General features: G+C 56.6%; 15 protein-coding genes. 12 read left to right on the forward strand and 3 right to left on the reverse strand.

Annotation, left to right across the window (positions count from 1 at the left end; genetic code table 11):
• Nucleotides 1–130: 130 nt before the first annotated feature.
• The 7 genes from SHM7688_RS05365 to SHM7688_RS05395 all read left to right on the forward strand — a co-directional run bounded on the left by SHM7688_RS05365 (nt 131) and on the right by SHM7688_RS05395 (nt 7,744).
• Complete coding sequence (locus SHM7688_RS05365) at nt 131–832, forward strand: lysophospholipid acyltransferase family protein (RefSeq protein WP_058238931.1); 702 nt, start codon at nt 131–133, stop codon at nt 830–832.
• A gap of 114 nt (nt 833–946) precedes the next feature.
• Nucleotides 947–1,771 (forward strand): flagellar motor protein MotB, encoded by an 825-nt coding sequence (locus SHM7688_RS05370; protein WP_058238932.1) that lies wholly within the window; start codon nt 947–949, stop codon nt 1,769–1,771.
• Nucleotides 1,772–1,898: 127 nt separating this feature from the next.
• The gene (locus SHM7688_RS05375) at nt 1,899–3,203 is read left to right on the forward strand and encodes a flagellar hook protein FlgE (protein ID WP_058238933.1); all 1,305 of its coding nucleotides are present in this window, start codon (nt 1,899–1,901) and stop codon (nt 3,201–3,203) included.
• Nucleotides 3,204–3,240: 37 nt separating this feature from the next.
• The gene (gene flgK / locus SHM7688_RS05380) at nt 3,241–4,695 is read left to right on the forward strand and encodes a flagellar hook-associated protein FlgK (RefSeq protein WP_083498935.1); all 1,455 of its coding nucleotides are present in this window, start codon (nt 3,241–3,243) and stop codon (nt 4,693–4,695) included.
• Nucleotides 4,696–4,699: 4 nt separating this feature from the next.
• The gene (locus tag SHM7688_RS05385) at nt 4,700–5,716 is read left to right on the forward strand and encodes a flagellin (protein ID WP_083498937.1); all 1,017 of its coding nucleotides are present in this window, start codon (nt 4,700–4,702) and stop codon (nt 5,714–5,716) included.
• Between the two features lie 8 nt (nt 5,717–5,724).
• Complete coding sequence (locus SHM7688_RS05390) at nt 5,725–6,825, forward strand: flagellar basal body P-ring protein FlgI (RefSeq protein ID WP_144432492.1); 1,101 nt, start codon at nt 5,725–5,727, stop codon at nt 6,823–6,825.
• A gap of 190 nt (nt 6,826–7,015) precedes the next feature.
• Nucleotides 7,016–7,744 (forward strand): porin, encoded by a 729-nt coding sequence (locus tag SHM7688_RS05395; protein WP_144432493.1) that lies wholly within the window; start codon nt 7,016–7,018, stop codon nt 7,742–7,744.
• A 61-nt stretch (nt 7,745–7,805) separates the two neighbouring features.
• On the opposite strand, the gene SHM7688_RS05400 is transcribed toward SHM7688_RS05395, so the two are convergent.
• Complete coding sequence (locus SHM7688_RS05400) at nt 7,806–10,088, reverse strand: PAS domain-containing hybrid sensor histidine kinase/response regulator (RefSeq protein WP_058238938.1); 2,283 nt, start codon at nt 10,086–10,088, stop codon at nt 7,806–7,808.
• Between the two features lie 300 nt (nt 10,089–10,388).
• On the opposite strand from SHM7688_RS05400, the gene SHM7688_RS05405 reads away from it, so the two are divergent.
• The 4 genes from SHM7688_RS05405 (at nt 10,389) to SHM7688_RS05420 (ending at nt 15,749) form a co-directional block, all read left to right on the forward strand.
• Entirely contained in the window at nt 10,389–10,850 is a 462-nt protein-coding gene (locus SHM7688_RS05405) for a MarR family winged helix-turn-helix transcriptional regulator (RefSeq protein ID WP_223229148.1), read from the forward strand.
• Between the two features lie 4 nt (nt 10,851–10,854).
• Nucleotides 10,855–11,907 carry an efflux RND transporter periplasmic adaptor subunit gene (locus SHM7688_RS05410; RefSeq protein ID WP_083498939.1) on the forward strand — a complete coding sequence of 351 codons (1,053 nt, stop codon included), beginning with the start codon at nt 10,855–10,857 and terminating at the stop codon, nt 11,905–11,907.
• Nucleotides 11,908–11,918: 11 nt separating this feature from the next.
• Nucleotides 11,919–14,972 carry an efflux RND transporter permease subunit gene (locus SHM7688_RS05415; RefSeq protein WP_058238940.1) on the forward strand — a complete coding sequence of 1,018 codons (3,054 nt, stop codon included), beginning with the start codon at nt 11,919–11,921 and terminating at the stop codon, nt 14,970–14,972.
• A 183-nt stretch (nt 14,973–15,155) separates the two neighbouring features.
• Nucleotides 15,156–15,749, forward strand: coding sequence for a 3'-5' exonuclease (locus tag SHM7688_RS05420; RefSeq protein ID WP_058238941.1), 594 nt, complete (start codon nt 15,156–15,158; stop codon nt 15,747–15,749).
• A gap of 39 nt (nt 15,750–15,788) precedes the next feature.
• Here SHM7688_RS05420 and SHM7688_RS05425 read toward each other — a convergent pair whose 3' ends face one another.
• Nucleotides 15,789–16,070, reverse strand: coding sequence for a hypothetical protein (locus SHM7688_RS05425; RefSeq protein WP_058238942.1), 282 nt, complete (start codon nt 16,068–16,070; stop codon nt 15,789–15,791).
• 54 nt (nt 16,071–16,124) lie between these two features.
• Here SHM7688_RS05425 and SHM7688_RS05430 point away from each other — a divergent pair, with 54 nt between their 5' ends.
• Nucleotides 16,125–16,514, forward strand: a complete 390-nt coding sequence (locus tag SHM7688_RS05430) for a hypothetical protein (RefSeq protein WP_144432494.1) — start codon at nt 16,125–16,127, stop codon at nt 16,512–16,514.
• A gap of 276 nt (nt 16,515–16,790) precedes the next feature.
• On the opposite strand, the gene SHM7688_RS19960 is transcribed toward SHM7688_RS05430, so the two are convergent.
• Nucleotides 16,791–16,984 (reverse strand): hypothetical protein (locus tag SHM7688_RS19960; RefSeq protein ID WP_233486588.1); only part of this gene is annotated, 194 nt, incomplete at its 5' end.

The following is a 16,984-nucleotide window of genomic DNA, read 5'->3' on the forward strand; positions in this document are numbered from 1 at the left end:
CGGGACTCTCTGGCCATACGGCAATCTTACACCTGTGATTGCAATCGTGTAGGAGCGTGTAAAGATGGTTTTTTAATAGAATGCGTGACCTTGCGTTGAAATGCGTGACCTTGCGTTGAAGAGACGAAACATGAAACCCTTTGGGCAAACCTATCCTATTTTGGTACTGCGCAGTCTGCTGTTTTACAGCAGTGCGGGATTGGCAGTGGTGCCGTTTCTGATGCTCTGGCCTGCGCTCTGGATATCGCGGGATCGGGTCTATGCGATTTCAGACCGGTATCTGCAGGTGCAGCTTTGGTTGCTGCGTGTGATCTGTGGCGTGCGGTACGAAGTGACCGGAAAGGTGCATGTGCCTTCAGGGCCGGTTATTTTTGCGTCACAGCATGAGAGTACTTGGGAAACACTGTATTTTGAGGTCTTGCTCGGGCGTCCGGTGATGTATGCGAAAAAGTCGATTTTCTCTTATCCGGTTTTCGGGCCGGTGATGTGCAAGATGGGGCATATTCCTGTTGAAGCGGGGGGCAGCGCTGATGCGGTGCGGGCCGGGTTTCGCGCGGGTACTGAAGCGCTGGAAGCGGGGCGCAGTTTGGTGATTTTTCCAAGCGGCACCCGGCGCAAGTCTCGCGTGGCAGAGCTTCAGGCTGGGGTGGGCGTGCTCTATCAACTGGCAGGATGCCCGGTGTGTCCCGTGCGGTTGAATTCTGGAGCGTGCTGGCCGCATGACAGTTTTGTTAAGCAGCCAGGAACCATTCGGGTGGAGATTTGTCCTGCTATAGAAGCGGGCCTAACGCGGCGCCGATTCATGGTTGTTTTGGATGAAGCACTGCGCTGAAACTCTGTCCTGAAATCCGGATTGGGGCCAAAAATCCTTAAAATACCATTTGTTAAGGGCGGAGTAAGCCCTGCTCGCTACCACTTGGGACAGGGTGAGAAAAAGGTGAGTGCGATGGCTGATAATTCCAACGCGCCGGTGATCATTAAACGTAAGAAAGTGGTCGGCGGCGATGGGCATCATGGTGGGGCGTGGAAAATCGCCTATGCGGACTTTGTGACCGCGATGATGGCCTTCTTTCTTCTGATGTGGCTGATCAATGCGACAACAGAGCAACAACGACTTGGCATTGCGGAGTTCTTCAACCCGTCTGTGCCGCTGAACAAGATTTCCGGTGGGGGAAGTGCGATGTTTGGTGGTGACAACGTGTTGGAAGAGAGGATTCTGGCCTATTCAGGGACCGGCGGTCTGCCCACGTCTCTGAAAGGACAGCCGGAAGCAGTTGAGTTTCAGCAGCCCGGATCGGGGCAGGAAGATGGGCTCAAAGAGGTGCAGGATCTGTTGATCGGTGGGGGCGGGGAAAGCCTTCTGTCGGATAATATGCTCAAACATGTGGTGACGCGTGTGACCGATGAAGGCCTCGTGATCGAGATCTTTGATGCGGACAACGCCCGTTTGTTTGTTCAGGGCACGTCGGAACCGATGCCGCTGCTCTTGGATATTGCGGAGGTCTTGTCTGAAGTGTCCGGTCTGGTGTCCAACAATGTAGCGGTGGAGGGTCATGTACGCTCTGAACTGATTACAGTGCGGGAGACCCAAGCCTGGCCATTGTCATCGAATCGGGCGAACGCCATGCGGGAGTTGCTGACAATCTTTGGTTTGGAAGAAAACCGGATTGCACGTGTCACGGGACATGCGGATCGTGAAATGGTCTCCAATATTCCCAGAGACCTTAGAAACAACCGGATTGAGATCATTCTGCTGCGCTCGGATCAGTGATCTGGGCACAGTCCGGGGCGCGCTCCGGCTGGATGGTGAGGAGGAAACTTCAGCTGCGTTAGTTGGCTGTTAAGGCACGCCTCGTAACAGTTTGTGCGAACAGATTGTTACAGCAGAAAGGCGTATCATGTCGATTTCCTCCTCGCTTAATGCCGGTGTGGCCGGGCTCTCGGCCAATGCGACCCGCTTGGCGACCATCTCTGACAACATCGCGAACTCGGCCACCTATGGCTATCGCCGTGTGGAGACGGATTTTCAGTCAATGGTCTCCGGAGCCAAAGGCGGGAAGTACTCCGCGGGTGGTGTGCAGGCCAGCAGCCGCCGCCTGATTGACACGGGCGGCTCGCTGATCCCGACCACGAACCCGACCGATCTTGCGGTGCGTGGGCGCGGATTTTTGCCGGTGGCCTCTGCCAATGCGATCAAGGCAGGCAATCAAAACCCACAGCTGATGATGGCCACAACCGGATCTTTCCGTCCGGACAAAGACGGCTATCTGGTGTCTGAAGCGGGTCTGGCTCTGATGGGCTGGCCAGCCAACACCGATGGCACATTCCCCAATGTGCCGCGGGATTCCAACAATGCGCTGGAGCCCATCCGCCTGCTGACCACGGAGCTGGCTGGCTCCCCAACCACATCTGTGGCGCTGGGCGTGAACCTGCCCTCGACCTCCACCGTGGCTGGTGCCGCCGGTGATGTTGAAGTGCTGAGCATTGAATACTACGGCAACCTTGGTCAGCCTGAGACGCTGAACATTTCCTTCACGCCAACGGTTCCGGCAACGGGCTCTTCCAATGAATGGCGCATGGAAATCCGCGATTCGGCTTCTGGCGGCGCGGTGATTGGCGACTACACCATGACCTTCGAAGATGCGCGCACCGATGCGGGCACGCTGCAGGCTGTGGTGACCAACTCGGGTGGGGCCTATGACCCGGTCACAGGTAAGGCCATGCTGAACGTGGGCGGTGGCCCCATGGAAATCGATCTGGGGATTCTGGGTGAGACCGGCGGCATGAGCCAGCTTGGCGATGCTTATGCCCCTCTGAAAGTGGGCAAGGATGGCGCGCCGGTTGGCACGATGACGGACATCAACGTGGACGGCAATGGCATCGTGACCGCGAATTATAACACCGGCATCACCCGCACGATCTTCCGGATCCCACTGGTGGATGTGCCAAACCCCAATGAGTTGGGCATCTCGCTCGACTTCCAGACCTATGTGCCTTCCAGCGCCAGTGGCCCCTACTTCATGTGGGATGCCGGCACCGGCCCCTCTGGTGAAATTTTGTCGTTCATGCGCGAAGAATCGGCGACCGATGTGGCGTCCGAGCTGACCGACATGATCAAGACACAACGTGCCTACAGCACCAACGCCAAGGTCATTCAGACCGTGGATGAGATGCTGCAGGAAACCACCAACATCAAGCGTTGATGAATTTGCCGAGGCCGTTGGCCCGAAAGGATAAGTCATGAGTATCTCAAGCGCTCTTACCAATGCGATGAGCGGTCTGACGGCTTCGGCGCGCAGCGCGGAGGTTCTGTCATCCAACATCGCCAATGCCTCCACCGAAGGCTATGGGCGGCGCACGTTGAGTGTGTCGGCCGGGCAATATGGGTATTCCGGCGGCGTGTCCCTGAATGGGGTGACCCGCCATGTGAACCCGGTGACCATCGCCGAACGGCGGTTGGCGGATGCCGGCCAGCAGATGACCAGCAACACCAGCGCGTTTTACACCCGTCTGGAACGTCTTGTTGGCACGCCGGATCAGGCCAACAGCCTGTCTGGTCTGCTTGCGGATTTTGAAAGCACTCTGGCCACCGCCACGGGGGCGCCGGACAGCGATGTGCGTCTGGCCAATGCCTCCCTCTCTGCCGAACGCGTGGTGGAAGGGTTCAATGAGGCCTCCGCAGGCATTCAGAAAATGCGTTCTGAAGCGGATGATCAGATTGGCGGCATGATCAAGGAACTGAACCAGTTGCTGGAGCAGACCGAAGATTTTAACCGCAAAATATCTCTGGCGATCAACCAGGGTTATGAAACCGCCGCTCTGGAAGATGCGCGGCATGTGGTTCTGGACAAGATTGGGGAGTTGGTGCCAATCCGCACGGCTGAGCGTGATCGCGGCGCGGTGGCGCTTTACACAACCAATGGGGCCGTATTGCTGGATGGCAAAGCGGCGGAAATCGAATTTAGTGCCGCTGGCACGGTGATGCCGCATATGACAGCAGGCAATGGCATGCTGTCTGGCATCACCATCAATGGGTACACCATGCGGATCGACTCCCAGAAGGGCGCTCTGGCCGGCGGCGCGATTGGCGCGCAGTTTGCCATTCGCGATGAATATGCGGTGCAGGCGCAGACCGATCTGGATGCGGCGGCGCGCAACCTTGTGGAGCGGTTTCAGGATCCAACGATGGACCCGACGCTGGGTGCTGGCGATGCCGGGCTGTTCACCGATGCGGGGCTGGCCTTCAACGTGGCTGATGAAACCGGTCTGGCCGGACGTCTGGAACTGAACACTCTGGTGGATCTGGATGGCGCCGGAGAAACATGGCGTCTGCGCGATGGTCTGGGTGCGGCAACACCGGGAGATTCTGGCGACGCCAGCCAGCTCAACCGCATGCTGGATGCGATGCGGGAGCAGGTGGTGCCGGTCTCCGGCGGATATGGCGGCAAGGCTGTGGCGATGACCGAACTGGGCGGCAAGTTCCTGTCCAGCGTGTCTGGCGCGCGGGTGCAGGCCGAGCTGGATGAGACATTCGCCTCCGCGCAACTGGTCACGCTTGAAGAACTGGAACTGCTGGATGGTGTGGACACCGACCAAGAGTTGCAGCGGCTGATGCTTGTGGAGCAGGCCTATGCCGCAAACGCCCGCCTGATTCAGGCGGCTGATGAAATGATGGAATCCTTGTTGAGGTTGTAAGAACATGCCGGTTATTTCAGTAGGAGACATGGCGCAGCAGATGATGATGGCGCGCCGCACGTCCTCGGTCAAAAGCGATCTTGACCGTCTGGCCTATGAACTTGGTTCTGGCCGTAAATCCGATGTGGCCGCCTCGCTCAAAGGGGACTTTAACGTGCTGGCCGGGGTGGAGCGACAGATCTCCGTTCTCAAAGGCTATGAGGTGGCGACCACCGACGCCGAAGTGTTTACGCAGACGGCGCAAAACACTCTGGAAATGGTGCAAAACGTAGCAGGTGATTTGGCGCGGGATCTGCTGTCGGCGACGCAGTCAAACCTACCGTCCTCGACAGATACGGTGGCGCGCAGTGCGCTCAACGATTTTGAAGCCATGGTGACGGCATTGAATGGGCGCGCGGCAGACCGGCAGCTGTTTGGTGGCACCGCCACAGATGGCGCGTCTCTGATGAGCGCTGAAGATATGATGACAGACCTCAAAGCTGCGGTGACTGCGGCGGGGGTGGTGACGCCGAGTGATCTGTTCGCGGCAGTGGATGATTATTTCATGACGGCAGGCGGCGGTTTTGAAACCAATGCCTACACCGGGTCCACCACGGATCTGGCGCCGTTCCGGCTCAATGACAGTGATACGGCGCAATATAACATCCGTGCAGACAATACCGCGCTGCGGCAGGCGATGCGTGACAGTGCGCTGGCCTCTCTGGCTGTTGATCCGACGCTGAACTTTTCCTTGAGCGAGAAACAGACGATTTTGGGCGAGGCGGGGACCCGTCTGCTGGGGGGGCAGGATGACATTGTCGCCGTGCGCGCGGAGCTGGGCTTCAATCAGGAGCGTATTGAAAATGCGATTGCCAGCAATTCCGCACAGCGCAGCTCGATGCTGATGACACAGAGCGATCTTCTGGGCGCGGATCAGACCGAAGTCGCAGGTCAGCTGCAGGCGGTGCAGGTGCAACTGGAGATGGTCTACACGATCACGGCGCGGCTCTCACAACTTACATTGGCGAACTATATCAGATGACACAGTTTATGAGCTTAGCAAGAATGCTTTGCCTCCTGCTGCTGCTGCCAACGCTGGCATCAGCAAGTCAAATCCGGATCAAAGATCTTGTGGAATTTGACGGTGTACGAGGGAATGATCTGGTCGGCTACGGTTTGGTGGTTGGCCTCAACGGCACCGGTGACGGGCTGCGCAACGCGCCTTTCACCGAAGAAATCATGACCAATATTCTGGAACGTCTGGGGGTGAACATCACCGGCGAACAGATGAGGCCCAAGAATGTGGCAGCGGTTTTCGTTACAGCGACCCTGCCACCCTTTGCCCGTGCTGGCGGCACGGTGGATGTGACCATTTCGGCTATTGGCGATGCCTCTAGCCTGTTGGGCGGGACGCTGGTGATGACACCGCTGAACGCCGCAGATGGTGAGATCTACGCAGTCGCCCAAGGCACGGTGATCGCAGGGGGCGTGGCCGCCGAAGGGGACGCGGGTAGCGTCGTCAAGGGTGTGCCAACGTCGGGTGTGATCCCCTCCGGCGCCCGCGTAGAACGAGAGATCGACTTCGATTTCTCATCGCTGACCAATATGCGTCTGGCGTTGCGGGAGCCGGATTTCACAACAGCTGGCCGGATTGAACAGGCGATCAACAGCAGCTATGGCCGTCGTGTCGCTCTGATGCTGGATGCGGGTACCGTGCAGGTGGATATTGAACGCACCAATCAGATTTCGCCCGCGCATGCGCTCAGCCAGATTGAGAACATCTCGGTGCAACCAGAACGCAAGGCGCGGGTGGTCGTGGATCAACGCTCTGGCACCATTGTGATGGGCGAAGATGTGCGCATTTCCCGTGTGGCGGTGTCTCAGGGTGGGCTCACGCTGCGGGTGACCGAAGAGCCGCTGGTGGTGCAGCCAAACCCGTTTGCCGATGGCGAAACCGTGGTTGTGCCGCGCACCGAAGCTGAGATTGATGAGGATCCGGGCATTGGTCTGGCGGAGGTGCCGTCGGGTACATCGCTCAGTGAGGTGATTGCCGGGCTGAACGCCTTGGGCGTGGCGCCGCGTGATATGATTGACATCCTCAAGAGCATCAAGGCCGCCGGTGCCCTTCACGCAGAGTTCGTGGTTAGGTAGAATTTACGCACCTTTTCTTAGAAAAGATAAAGCGACCTGCCAAAATGGTGGGTCGTTTTTTATCGTTACTAGGGAAAATCTTACCTGGGATTTGTTCCTTTTTTGTCACGGAATTACGGCATTTCAAAAGTTGGTTTTACATTCCTTTTCATATGATGGAATTGGGTCGCATGCACGCTTTGGGTGCATTTTGACTATTTCGGAGACTAAAATGAAAACAGCTCTCTCTCTTATTCTTGGTTTGAGCACCATTGCAGGCGCAGCACAGGCATTTGAATTCAAAGGTGCGGAACTGGGGCTGGAATATTCCCGTTTGCAAGATAAAATCAATGGTGAGTCTGTTGCAAAAACCACGCTGGACGGCTCTGTGGAGTTTGGCTTCCTGTCCAATTTCGCGGTGCAGTTTGACGCCGCGCGCCATGATTTTAGTGCCATTAGCGAGACCGGTACGACCTTCACGCTGCACGGCATCTATGACGTGAACGATCAACTGGCTTTGGGCGCCTACTGGAATAGGCTTGATGTTGCGGGCACTGACGCGCAATATTTCGGTCTGGAAGGTAAGTATGACTTTGGCGTTGGATATACCGAAGTCTATTTTGAGAAAGACAACGAAAGCGGTCTTGACAGCACATCAGTTGGTATCATGGGCGCTTGGGGGGTGAGCGAAAAGCTCGACTTGACGGCGGCGTTTGATTATCTGGATTTGTCTGATGATGGCGATAGAAAGATTTATACTTTTGGCACTCGCTACGACCTCATCGAGAACACAACTCTGACTGCTGAGCTCGGTATTGATGACAGTTCTGGCTTGGGTCGAGATCAGTTTTTTGCGCTCGGTATCGAATACAACTTTGGAAGCAATCGCGGTACCACATTTGGGAAGCGCGGCGGCTTCAATGCTATTCCTGGCAGCTAAAGACACGTTGCTCTGAGCAAAAGAAAGGCGTCGCATTCTTTGCGGCGCCTTTTTTGTGATCTCAGGCGTTCAGCGCATTGTGGCTGTCATAATCTGTACCGCTTTGTGGGCCCAGATGGGCCAACAGACAGGCAATCAGATCTTCTTTGCGAATGGGCTTGGTCAGGAAGTCATCCATGCCGGCAGACAGGCAGGCCTGTCGTTCACTGTCAAAGACATTGGCGGTCAGGGCCACAATCACAGGCTGTTCGATCGAGCTGCCCCGGATGGCCTCTGTGGCGTCAAGCCCGCTCATGTTTGGCATGGACATATCCATGAAGATGAGATCCGGCGCGTGTTGCAGCGCGGCTTCGACGGCTTCATAGCCGTCATGGGCGAAGTGCAGGTGGATTGGCAGCGTCTCCAGAAACTTTTTTAACAACAGACGGTTTGTCTGATTGTCTTCCGCCACAAGCACCCGCAGCCCCTCCAGATCCTGAAGGTTGAAATCCTCGACCTCCTCAGTGGAGGCAAAAGGCACAAGCGCGTCTGAGCCGGCTTCAGGTAGCCTGATGGGCAGGGAAATCTGAAAACTGGAGCCGGCGCCATATGTGGAGGTCACACTGATTGTGCCTCCCATCAGAGAGACCAGCACCTGACAAATGGCGAGGCCAAGCCCGGTCCCGCCAAACCGGCGGGTGGTGGAGTTTTCCGCCTGCGAGAACTCATCAAAGATGGTGGCCAGCTTGTCTTCGGGGATGCCAATGCCCGTGTCTTCGACCACGAAATGCAAGGAGTATTCTGTGCCACCTTCATCGGTGTCTTCCTGTTCACTCCAGACATGGATGTCGATCTGACCATGTTCGGTGAACTTGGCGGCATTGCCGATGATGTTTGTGGCGAGCTGACTAATGCGCACGTCATCAGACAGGATCACCTCTGGCAGATCCTCATCAAAATGCAAGGTCATGTCCAAGCCTTTGTCACGGACGGTTGGTGACAACAGGCGCACGGTTTCCTCAAAACACTCCCGCACCCGGAATTCGGTTTCGCTGATTTCCATCTTTCCGGCGTCCATCTTGGAGAGGTCCAGAATGTCGTTGATGATCGTCAGCAAACTGCGGGACGAGCCGATGATGGTCTGCGTATACTCGCGCTGTTCCGGTGTTTGATGGGTCTGTGACAAAAGATCCGCCATCCCCATGATCCCGGTCATGGGGGTGCGAATCTCATGGCTCATATTGGCGAGAAAATCTGCTTTGGCCTTGGCGGCATCTTCTGCGGCGACGCGGGCCGCCCTAAGGCTCTCGCTGTGTTCCTTGATATGGGTGATATCCCGCGCAATGGCGACAATGAACTCCAGCACATTGTCGCCATTGGTGACGGGGAGGATATGAAGGTCGGTCCAAATGACATTGCCCTCGGGCATATGCGCGGCCAACTCGGCCCGATGTGGCACCGCATTGCGGGCGGCTGTGGCGATTCCATCGAGCACTTCAGGTGGCGCCTTGGACATGGCCAGAAGGTCTTCGAAGGGCTTGCCGACGGAGTGCTCTTTTGGCAGGCGACTGAGTCTACAGAAGGCTTCGTTCACCCATTCCACGGAACGTTCCGGTGTCATCAGCAGCACTGCATCATTGGTCTGGCGAGCGACCATGGAGAGTTTCTGCAGCTCGTGTTGGTGGCGGCCAAGTTCTTCGTTGGCGTCCGAGAGATTGAGCTGACTCCGGCGGAGTGCCTCATTCTGTCGGTAGCTGTGGAACCCTGATGTGGCGAAAGAATAGCACATATACCCCATACTCAGCAGCACGAGGAACATTGGGAAGTCGATATGATCCAGGCTGAGAGCGGACGGAGATAGGAACGTTTTGTAGGTCAGCATCAGAACCGGCGTAATCATGAAGACCGCCATTTTCAGGATCGCGACCCGCGGGTTGGTCGGAAGAATCAGGGCGGCGTTGACAGTTCCCATGCCAAAGGCCGCTGCGACCCCGAGAATCGAGCTGTCATTGCCTTCGGCAAAAACATAAATGGCCGCCCCAATCGAAAGGCTCAGCGCCTGCATGATTCCGGCAAAGGCCGCCAATCGCTGAACACTGACAAGGGGCGCTCCGGCGGCGATGCGCGGGGCAACTTGGCGCAGGGTATAGCAGTCCACCCATTCGCCAATCAGCAAAATCAGCGTGGCGGCAAGCCCATAGCGAAGGTCGGTTGCTCCGGTCATGGCGATCAGCGCGAGAGCATAGACGACAAGACGCCGTCGCAATGTGCCCAAACGATCTTCCGCATACTGCACCAACAGCTCCTTCAGCCGCGCGAGCTGGCGGCTGTCATGCAGGAGTTTCTGTTTCGAGTCGGCGGTCATAGGGCATTCAAACCGTTTTGATAACGGTCACCAGTGGTAGCGGGAGGCGGTTAACCAATCATTTGATCAAACGGAACATAGGGCCGACTCAGGCCAGTGCCGACCGTCTTTGTTTCTAAAATTCAGTTCAAATTTTTAATCGCCCTAGGGTTTATATCGAGGGGGTGAAAGATCACTCAATGGGGTGTCGGGGAGCGTTTTAGGCAAAAAATAAGGGTTTTGAGGCAAGAAATCTGTTGCGAGATTTGAATTGTTCGATAAATGGATGTTTCACTCAGTGAAGTAATTGGGGAGTCGCACGTGGCCCAAGACCTGTTTGCCAACACCGATCTGCCGCCTGAGTTCAAGGCGATCATTGGGGTCTTTGCCCTCTACAATCAGATTGAGTGTGAGCTGGACAACGTGAACATTTCACCTCCGCTGACCAAAATGGAAAAGCGGGTGCTTGTGTTTTTGGACAAGCCCAAACGCATGGGGGTGCTGGCCGAAGATACGCTGTGTGTGCCCTCTGCGGTGACGCCTGTGGCCGATGCACTCGAAGTGCGGGGCATTGTCAGCCGCACGCGTGATCCCAGTGATCGCCGCGCCTGGCTGTTGGAGTTGACACCAGAGGGTGTCGCCGCCCGTAACCATATCATGACCGAAGTTGTATCTCGGTTCCGCAAGTTTTCCGGCATGTCTGCCGATGAAATTCCCACATTTGCCAATTTGGCGATAAAAGCCATGCCCGGTGCCGTTGAGGCCGGGCTGATGGAGGATTAAACCCATGAAATTCCTTGGATATGTCTGCGCCTTTGCGATGGCAGCGACCCTTGGGGCCGGTGTGAGTGCTCAGAGCGCGGATCAGCGGCTGAAGCCGGTAAAGCTCATGCAGGTGAGCGAGACGCCCGTGGCGTTTCAGCGTCAGTTTTTTGGTCAGGTGAAAGCCCGCCAAAGTGTGGATCTGGCCTTTCAGGTAGATGGGCAGATCGTCGAATTCCCTGTGACAGAAGGCAATAGCATCAAGCAGGGCGAAACCATTGCCCGTCTGGATCTTGAGATTTTTGAGTTGCAGCTCGATCAGGCGCGTTTGCAAAAGGAACAGGCCGATCGCACTGTGCAGCGCCTTGAGAAACTGCGGGGCAATACTGTCAGTCAGGTGACACTGGATGATGCCGAAACCCAGGCGGGGCTTGCAGCGATCGCTGTGCGCAACGCGGAGTGGTCTTTGAAACACGCGACATTGAATGCGCCGTTTGATGCCTTGGTGTCTTCGCGCAATGTTGAGCTGTTCACCACAGTCTCCAGTGGCACACCGGTGGTACGTATCCATGATCTGAGCGAATTGCGCATTGAGGTGGATGTGCCGGAAATCCTGTTTCAGCAGGGCGGTAAGGAAGACAACGTGCAGATCACCGCACAGTTTCCAGGCAGCAATGAAACCCACCCGTTGCAGATTCGCGAATTTGATGCAGAGACCTCAAACATCGGTCAGACCTTCCGCATCACATTTGGTATGACGCCACCAGAAGGCCGCACCATCCTGCCCGGATCTTCTGTGACCGTGAGCATCAGCGCCATTCAGCCAGCAACCGGGATCTTGATCCCTGCCACCGCAGTGGTGATCAATGATGCCGGGGACATTGGCGTTATGCGCTTTGATCCGATTGGCGCGGCAGAAGGCTCTGTGACTTGGGTGCCAGTGGCCACCGAGCCGGGCATTGGCGGCACATTGCGTGTGACCGGCGGGCTGAGCGATGGCGATGAGATTGTGCTCACCGGTGGCGCAGGGCTGGATGACGGGCAGGCGGTGCGCCGCTTCGTCGGATTCGGGAACTGAGGTCTGACATCATGGTCAATATTGCGCGCGCGTCGATCGACAAGCCGATCTACACTTGGCTGATCATTTTGATGTTTCTGTTTGGCGGAGCCGCGAGCTTCTTCAGTCTGGGGCGTCTGGAAGATCCGGCCTTCACCATCAAACAGGCCGTGGTCACCACCAACTATCCCGGTGCGACAGCCGAACAGGTGGCCATTGAGGTTTCCGAGCCTCTGGAATCTGCGATCCAGCAGATGGAAGAAATCGACTTCATCACCTCAACCAACCAGCCTGGGTTCTCCCGGATCGATGTGCACATCAAATCCATTTACAGCGGTGATGAACTCAAAGACATCTGGACTCGCCTGCGGGCCCGGATGCGCGATGCCACGCGGCACCTGCCTGCTGGGGTGAGTTCGCCTTTGGTCAATGATACTTTTGGAGATGTATATGGCATCTTCTTTGCTGTCACCGCCGAGGGTTTCACTGATTCAGAGAAACATGAGTTGGCCACGTTCTTGCGACGGGAGTTCCTGACCGTTGATGGTGTGGCGGATGTAGAGCTTCAGGGCTTGCCAGAAGAGGCGATTTTTGTGGAGCCGGATCTTGCACTGTCGGTCAACCAGAACATCTCACTGGATGCTATTGCCAACGCTATTGCCAATGCGGATGCAGTTTCTGCGGCTGGCTCGATCACCAATGCCACGAGCAAAACCCGCATCATGCGGCCTGATGGCTCTGACACGGTGTCTGAAATCGCTGGCCTGTCTTTGGGGCAGCAGGGGCATGTGGTGAACCTTGTGGATATGGCACAGGTGTTTCGCGACCGCCTGAGAGACCCGCTGCAAATCATTCGCTTTAACGGCGAAGAGGCCTTTACGCTGGGTGTGGCTGGGATTGCGACAGAGAACATCGTTGAAGTGGGCAAGCGGGTTGATGCCAAACTGGCCGCCATGGAGGGAGATATCCCTGCAGGTGTGACGCTGCACCCGATTTATCAGCAGCATCTGGTGGTCGATCAGGCCTCCAATGACTTCCTTGTCAGTCTGGCGATGTCCGTGGCGATTGTGGTCGCGGTGCTGGCCGTCTTCATGGGCTGGCGTGCCGCGGTGGTTGTGGGAGTCACCCTGTTTCTGACCGTGGTCGGTACCTTCCTGTTCATGGGGCTGTTCTCCATTGAAATGGAACGGATTTCGCTTGGCGCTCTGATCATTGCCATGGGCATGCTGGTGGACAATGCGATTGTGGTGGCCGAGGGCATGCAGATTGCCATGCTGCGCGGCAAAAATTCCCGTGAGGCGGCTGACGAGGCTGCGGGCAAAACGCAGATCCCGCTGCTTGGTGCGACCATCATTGGGATCATGGCCTTTGCGGGCATCGGACTGAGTCCGGATGCCACAGGTGAATTCCTGTTCTCTCTCTTTGCGGTGATTGGCATTTCACTGCTTCTGAGCTGGGTGCTGGCGCTGACTGTGACACCGATGCTGGGGCATTATCTTTTCAAACAAGGCCATGCGGATGCGGCGGATGCCTATGGGGGATTGATCTTCCGGCTTTATGGTTGGTCCCTGCGTCTCGCGCTGAAGCTGCGCTGGCTGGTGATCCCGGGTTTGTTTGCCGTGACCATCGCCTGTTATGCGGGCTTTGGCATGGTGAAGCAGCAGTTTTTCCCCGACAGCAACACGCCGATCTTTTTTGTGCACTACAAGCTGCCGCAGGGCGCGCCGATCCGCACAACCTCCGACCATCTGGAGGTGATCGAAGACTGGCTGGATGCGCGCGAGGATGTGGTCAACTACACCACAATTGTGGGGCAGGGAGCGACACGCTTTCTGCTGACCTACAGTGCCGAGCCGATCAACCCAAGCTATGGCCATCTGATCATCCGCACAGAAACGCTGGAAGAGATCCCGCCGCTCCAAGAGGCGCTCGAAGCCTTTGCCGCAGAGCAGTTGCCAGAAGGGGAGTTCCGTACCAAACGTCTGGTCTTCGGGCCCGGCGGCGGCGATCCCATTCAGGTGCGCCTCTCCGGTACGGATCCGGTGATCCTGCGCCAATTGGCGGGACAGGCGGAGACCATCCTGCGGAGCGCTTCCGACAATATCCTCAGCGTGCGCACCGACTGGCGTGAGCAGGAGGTGGTGATCAAGCCGATCTATGCCACCGAGCGGGCCCAGACCGCAGGTGTCAATCGCGAGGACATCGCTGGCATGCTGGAATTTGCCACCGATGGCAGCAGAACCGGGGTGTTCCGGGAAAATGATCGGTTGATTCCAATCATTCTGCGTCGTCCGGCGGAAGGTGATTTTGGGCTCTTGGATCAGGTGGTCTATTCCTCCACATCTAATAGTTTCCTGCCGGTGGAGCAGCTTGTCGACGGCTTTGTACATGAGACGCAGAACACGCTGTTGCATCGTCGTGACCGTCTGCCAACCATCACGGTGGGTGCGGACATAGCGCCGGGGCTGACTGCTGCGCAGGTGCAGGCTGAGGTGACCGCCGCGATGGAGGCGATGCCAATCCCTGTTGGCTATTCCATGGAATGGGGCGGCGAACTGGAGAGCTCCAGCGATGCGCAGGCCAGCCTTGGGGCACAGCTGCCGCTGAGCCTGTTGATCATGGTGTTGATTTCGGTGCTGCTCTTCAATGCGATCCGTCAGCCGATCATCATCTGGCTGCTGGTGCCCATGTCGGTCAACGGGGTTGTGATCGGGTTGCTTGGCACTGACATGCCCTTCACCTTTACCGCGCTGTTGGGTCTGCTCAGCCTCTCGGGGATGCTGATCAAGAACGGCATCGTGCTGGTGGAGGAGATCGACTTTGTCCGCGCCGAAGGCCTGCCCCTGCGGGAAGCTATCGTCACGGCCAGCGTCTCACGTCTGCGCCCGGTGATGCTGGCGGCGGTGACCACGATCCTTGGGATGGCGCCTCTGCTGTCTGATGCCTTCTTCGTCTCCATGGCGATTACGATTATGGGCGGTCTGGCCTTTGCCACCGTGCTCACTCTGATCGCAGCGCCAGTGTTCTATCTGGTGTTCTTTGGCCGCGATGAAAAACGCGAGAAGGCTGCCGCTCAGCTCGCCTGATCGCAAAACCACATCCAAGAGAGGGCCGTTCTGCACGTCAGGGCGGCCCTTTTTGCGCAAAGGCTTTTGTTCTGTCCCTGATGCTGGCATAGGAGGGGCCCGGTTGGAGCAAGGGATCTGGCATGGCGTTGCGGTGCATCACATATCAACTTGGATGGCAGAGGCTGTCTTCGGAGGGGCTTGATGTTTCTGCCTGACCAGCCTCTCCCGCAGGGCCTGTTCCGCTTCATTGCTTTGGATGTGGAAACCGCCAATGCCAACCGTGGCAGCATCAGCCAGATCGGTCTGGCCTGTGTGCGCATGGATGGCACAATGGAGACCTTTGCCACCTTCATTGATCCGCAGGAAGAGTTTGCGCCTTTCAATACTGAGCTCACTGGCATTGACGCAACGACCGTGCGTGGCGCGCCCAGTTTTGCGCAGGCCTGGAAGCAGCTTGAGCCTCTGTTGCGGGGGCAGCTGCTGGTCCAACACAGTGGCTTTGACGAAAAGGCGCTCATGGCGGCCTGTCAGCAGGCCGGCCTGCCAGTTCCCCGGCTGATCTGGGCGGACAGTGTGAAGGTGGCCCGCAAAGCCTGGCCAGAGTTTCGCGGCAACGGTGGCCATGGGCTGGCCCATCTCAAAGAAGCGCTTGGGTTGAGCTTCCATCACCATGACGCGGGCGAAGATGCCCGCGCGGCGGCCGAAGTCGTGCTGCTGGCCGAGGCACGCCTGAGCAAGACCATCGAAGCCATCACTGGGCGCACGGCACATCTGCAGATGTCCTTTGCCTTCTGAACACCTGCACTGCCTGCCGCGCTGCCTGCTTCATTTGACCTAAAATATCCCGGGGGTATGGGGGCTGAACACCAGCAGTTCTGTATCTTTTTTCAACGCTGTGGAATAGAGATCCAAAAACAGATGCCCGGTCAGTATCGCTGTAAACAGTTCGCTCTGGGTGAACCCCAAAACAGAGATGGCTTCTCTGTATGTGAAACGATTGGAAGCCAATGCCTCCAGTCTTTGCAATAAGCCCTCTGGTATTGTGTGCCCGATGAATGGGCGCAATAGCCCAAGGTTCTTTTTCAATTCTGGAGAAATTTCGTCCTCGGTGATCAATAGAAGCTGCTGTCCAAAGCCTGCGAAGATACCCGAGTATTCAAGGAATTCGGGTTGTTTGGAAAGAGTGTATTCCGACTTTGCTTCGAGAAAGAAGATGGTGCCGTCAATCAGGACAACCTTGAAGTCAGGCGTATAGACTCAAGGCTTGTAGACCGTGCCTTGAAAGCGCGCCAGCAGCTCTTCTTTGGTCGCGAAGGGTTGCCCGGTATTGAGATCAAATGTCATTGGCTGAGGGTGGATTTCTTGCACTCGGGGATCCAGGGAACACAGGTTGTGGCAATCGACCTCAGTGAGGCTCTCAACCTGAACGATCCCTCGCGCTTTGCCTCCAGCAAGGTGATGCGCTTTTTGCACTTTGCTGCGCTTTTGAATTCGCCGTGCTGTTGGTCGCGTTTCGGGGTCGATCTTCATGGCAGCTCAGTCGCACATCAGCTGAGCTGAGATCAATAAAATGTTTAAGAACAGTCGGTTGTAAAAATCTAACGGAAGCTAAGAGGGCCTTAAATTCCGTCTTGGCCAATTCTCCTCGCAAAATGCCCTCGAATTCAGCTGGCTGACCACGGTGTGCGGAAGTTGTTAGCTCCGCGATAAAGCCATGATTCGCACGCTTTTTTCGATCCGAGTAGTCAGCTTTCTGTTGAACCACAAACAGACGGCACTTCTTTCGAATGGCAGAAGAAGGCAAACTCCTCAGTTCTTCGTGCCATAAAAGATCAATTACCCAGCTTTATTTTGATAAGCCAGCTCATCCAATCTGGCGGATGCTTTGAATATCGCCCCCTTCAAGTTCGCATCCCCGTCAACTCGTTCGAAGAGCCCTTGACCCAGCCCCCTGAAATCGGGCCATTGAGATGTTAGTAATCCGTCCAAGCAAAGGATGGACAATGAAACGCAGATTTTCGGACGAACAG

It is taken from the genome of Shimia marina (assembly GCF_001458175.1).
GTDB lineage: Bacteria > Pseudomonadota > Alphaproteobacteria > Rhodobacterales > Rhodobacteraceae > Shimia > Shimia marina.

Excerpts from the sequence above, each read along its gene's own strand:
- SHM7688_RS05390 (WP_144432492.1), top strand. The coding sequence starts at position 5,725 with ATGAGCTTAGCAAGAATGCTTTGCCTCCTGCTGCTGCTGCCAACGCTG.
- SHM7688_RS05375 (WP_058238933.1), top strand. The coding sequence starts at position 1,899 with ATGTCGATTTCCTCCTCGCTTAATGCCGGTGTGGCCGGGCTCTCGGCC.
- SHM7688_RS05415 (WP_058238940.1), top strand. The coding sequence starts at position 11,919 with ATGGTCAATATTGCGCGCGCGTCGATCGACAAGCCGATCTACACTTGG.
- SHM7688_RS05400 (WP_058238938.1), bottom strand. The coding sequence starts at position 10,088 with ATGACCGCCGACTCGAAACAGAAACTCCTGCATGACAGCCGCCAGCTC.
- SHM7688_RS05370 (WP_058238932.1), top strand. The coding sequence starts at position 947 with ATGGCTGATAATTCCAACGCGCCGGTGATCATTAAACGTAAGAAAGTG.
- SHM7688_RS05420 (WP_058238941.1), top strand. The coding sequence starts at position 15,156 with ATGTTTCTGCCTGACCAGCCTCTCCCGCAGGGCCTGTTCCGCTTCATT.
- SHM7688_RS05385 (WP_083498937.1), top strand. The coding sequence starts at position 4,700 with ATGCCGGTTATTTCAGTAGGAGACATGGCGCAGCAGATGATGATGGCG.
- flgK (WP_083498935.1), top strand. The coding sequence starts at position 3,241 with ATGAGTATCTCAAGCGCTCTTACCAATGCGATGAGCGGTCTGACGGCT.
- SHM7688_RS05365 (WP_058238931.1), top strand. The coding sequence starts at position 131 with ATGAAACCCTTTGGGCAAACCTATCCTATTTTGGTACTGCGCAGTCTG.
- SHM7688_RS05410 (WP_083498939.1), top strand. The coding sequence starts at position 10,855 with ATGAAATTCCTTGGATATGTCTGCGCCTTTGCGATGGCAGCGACCCTT.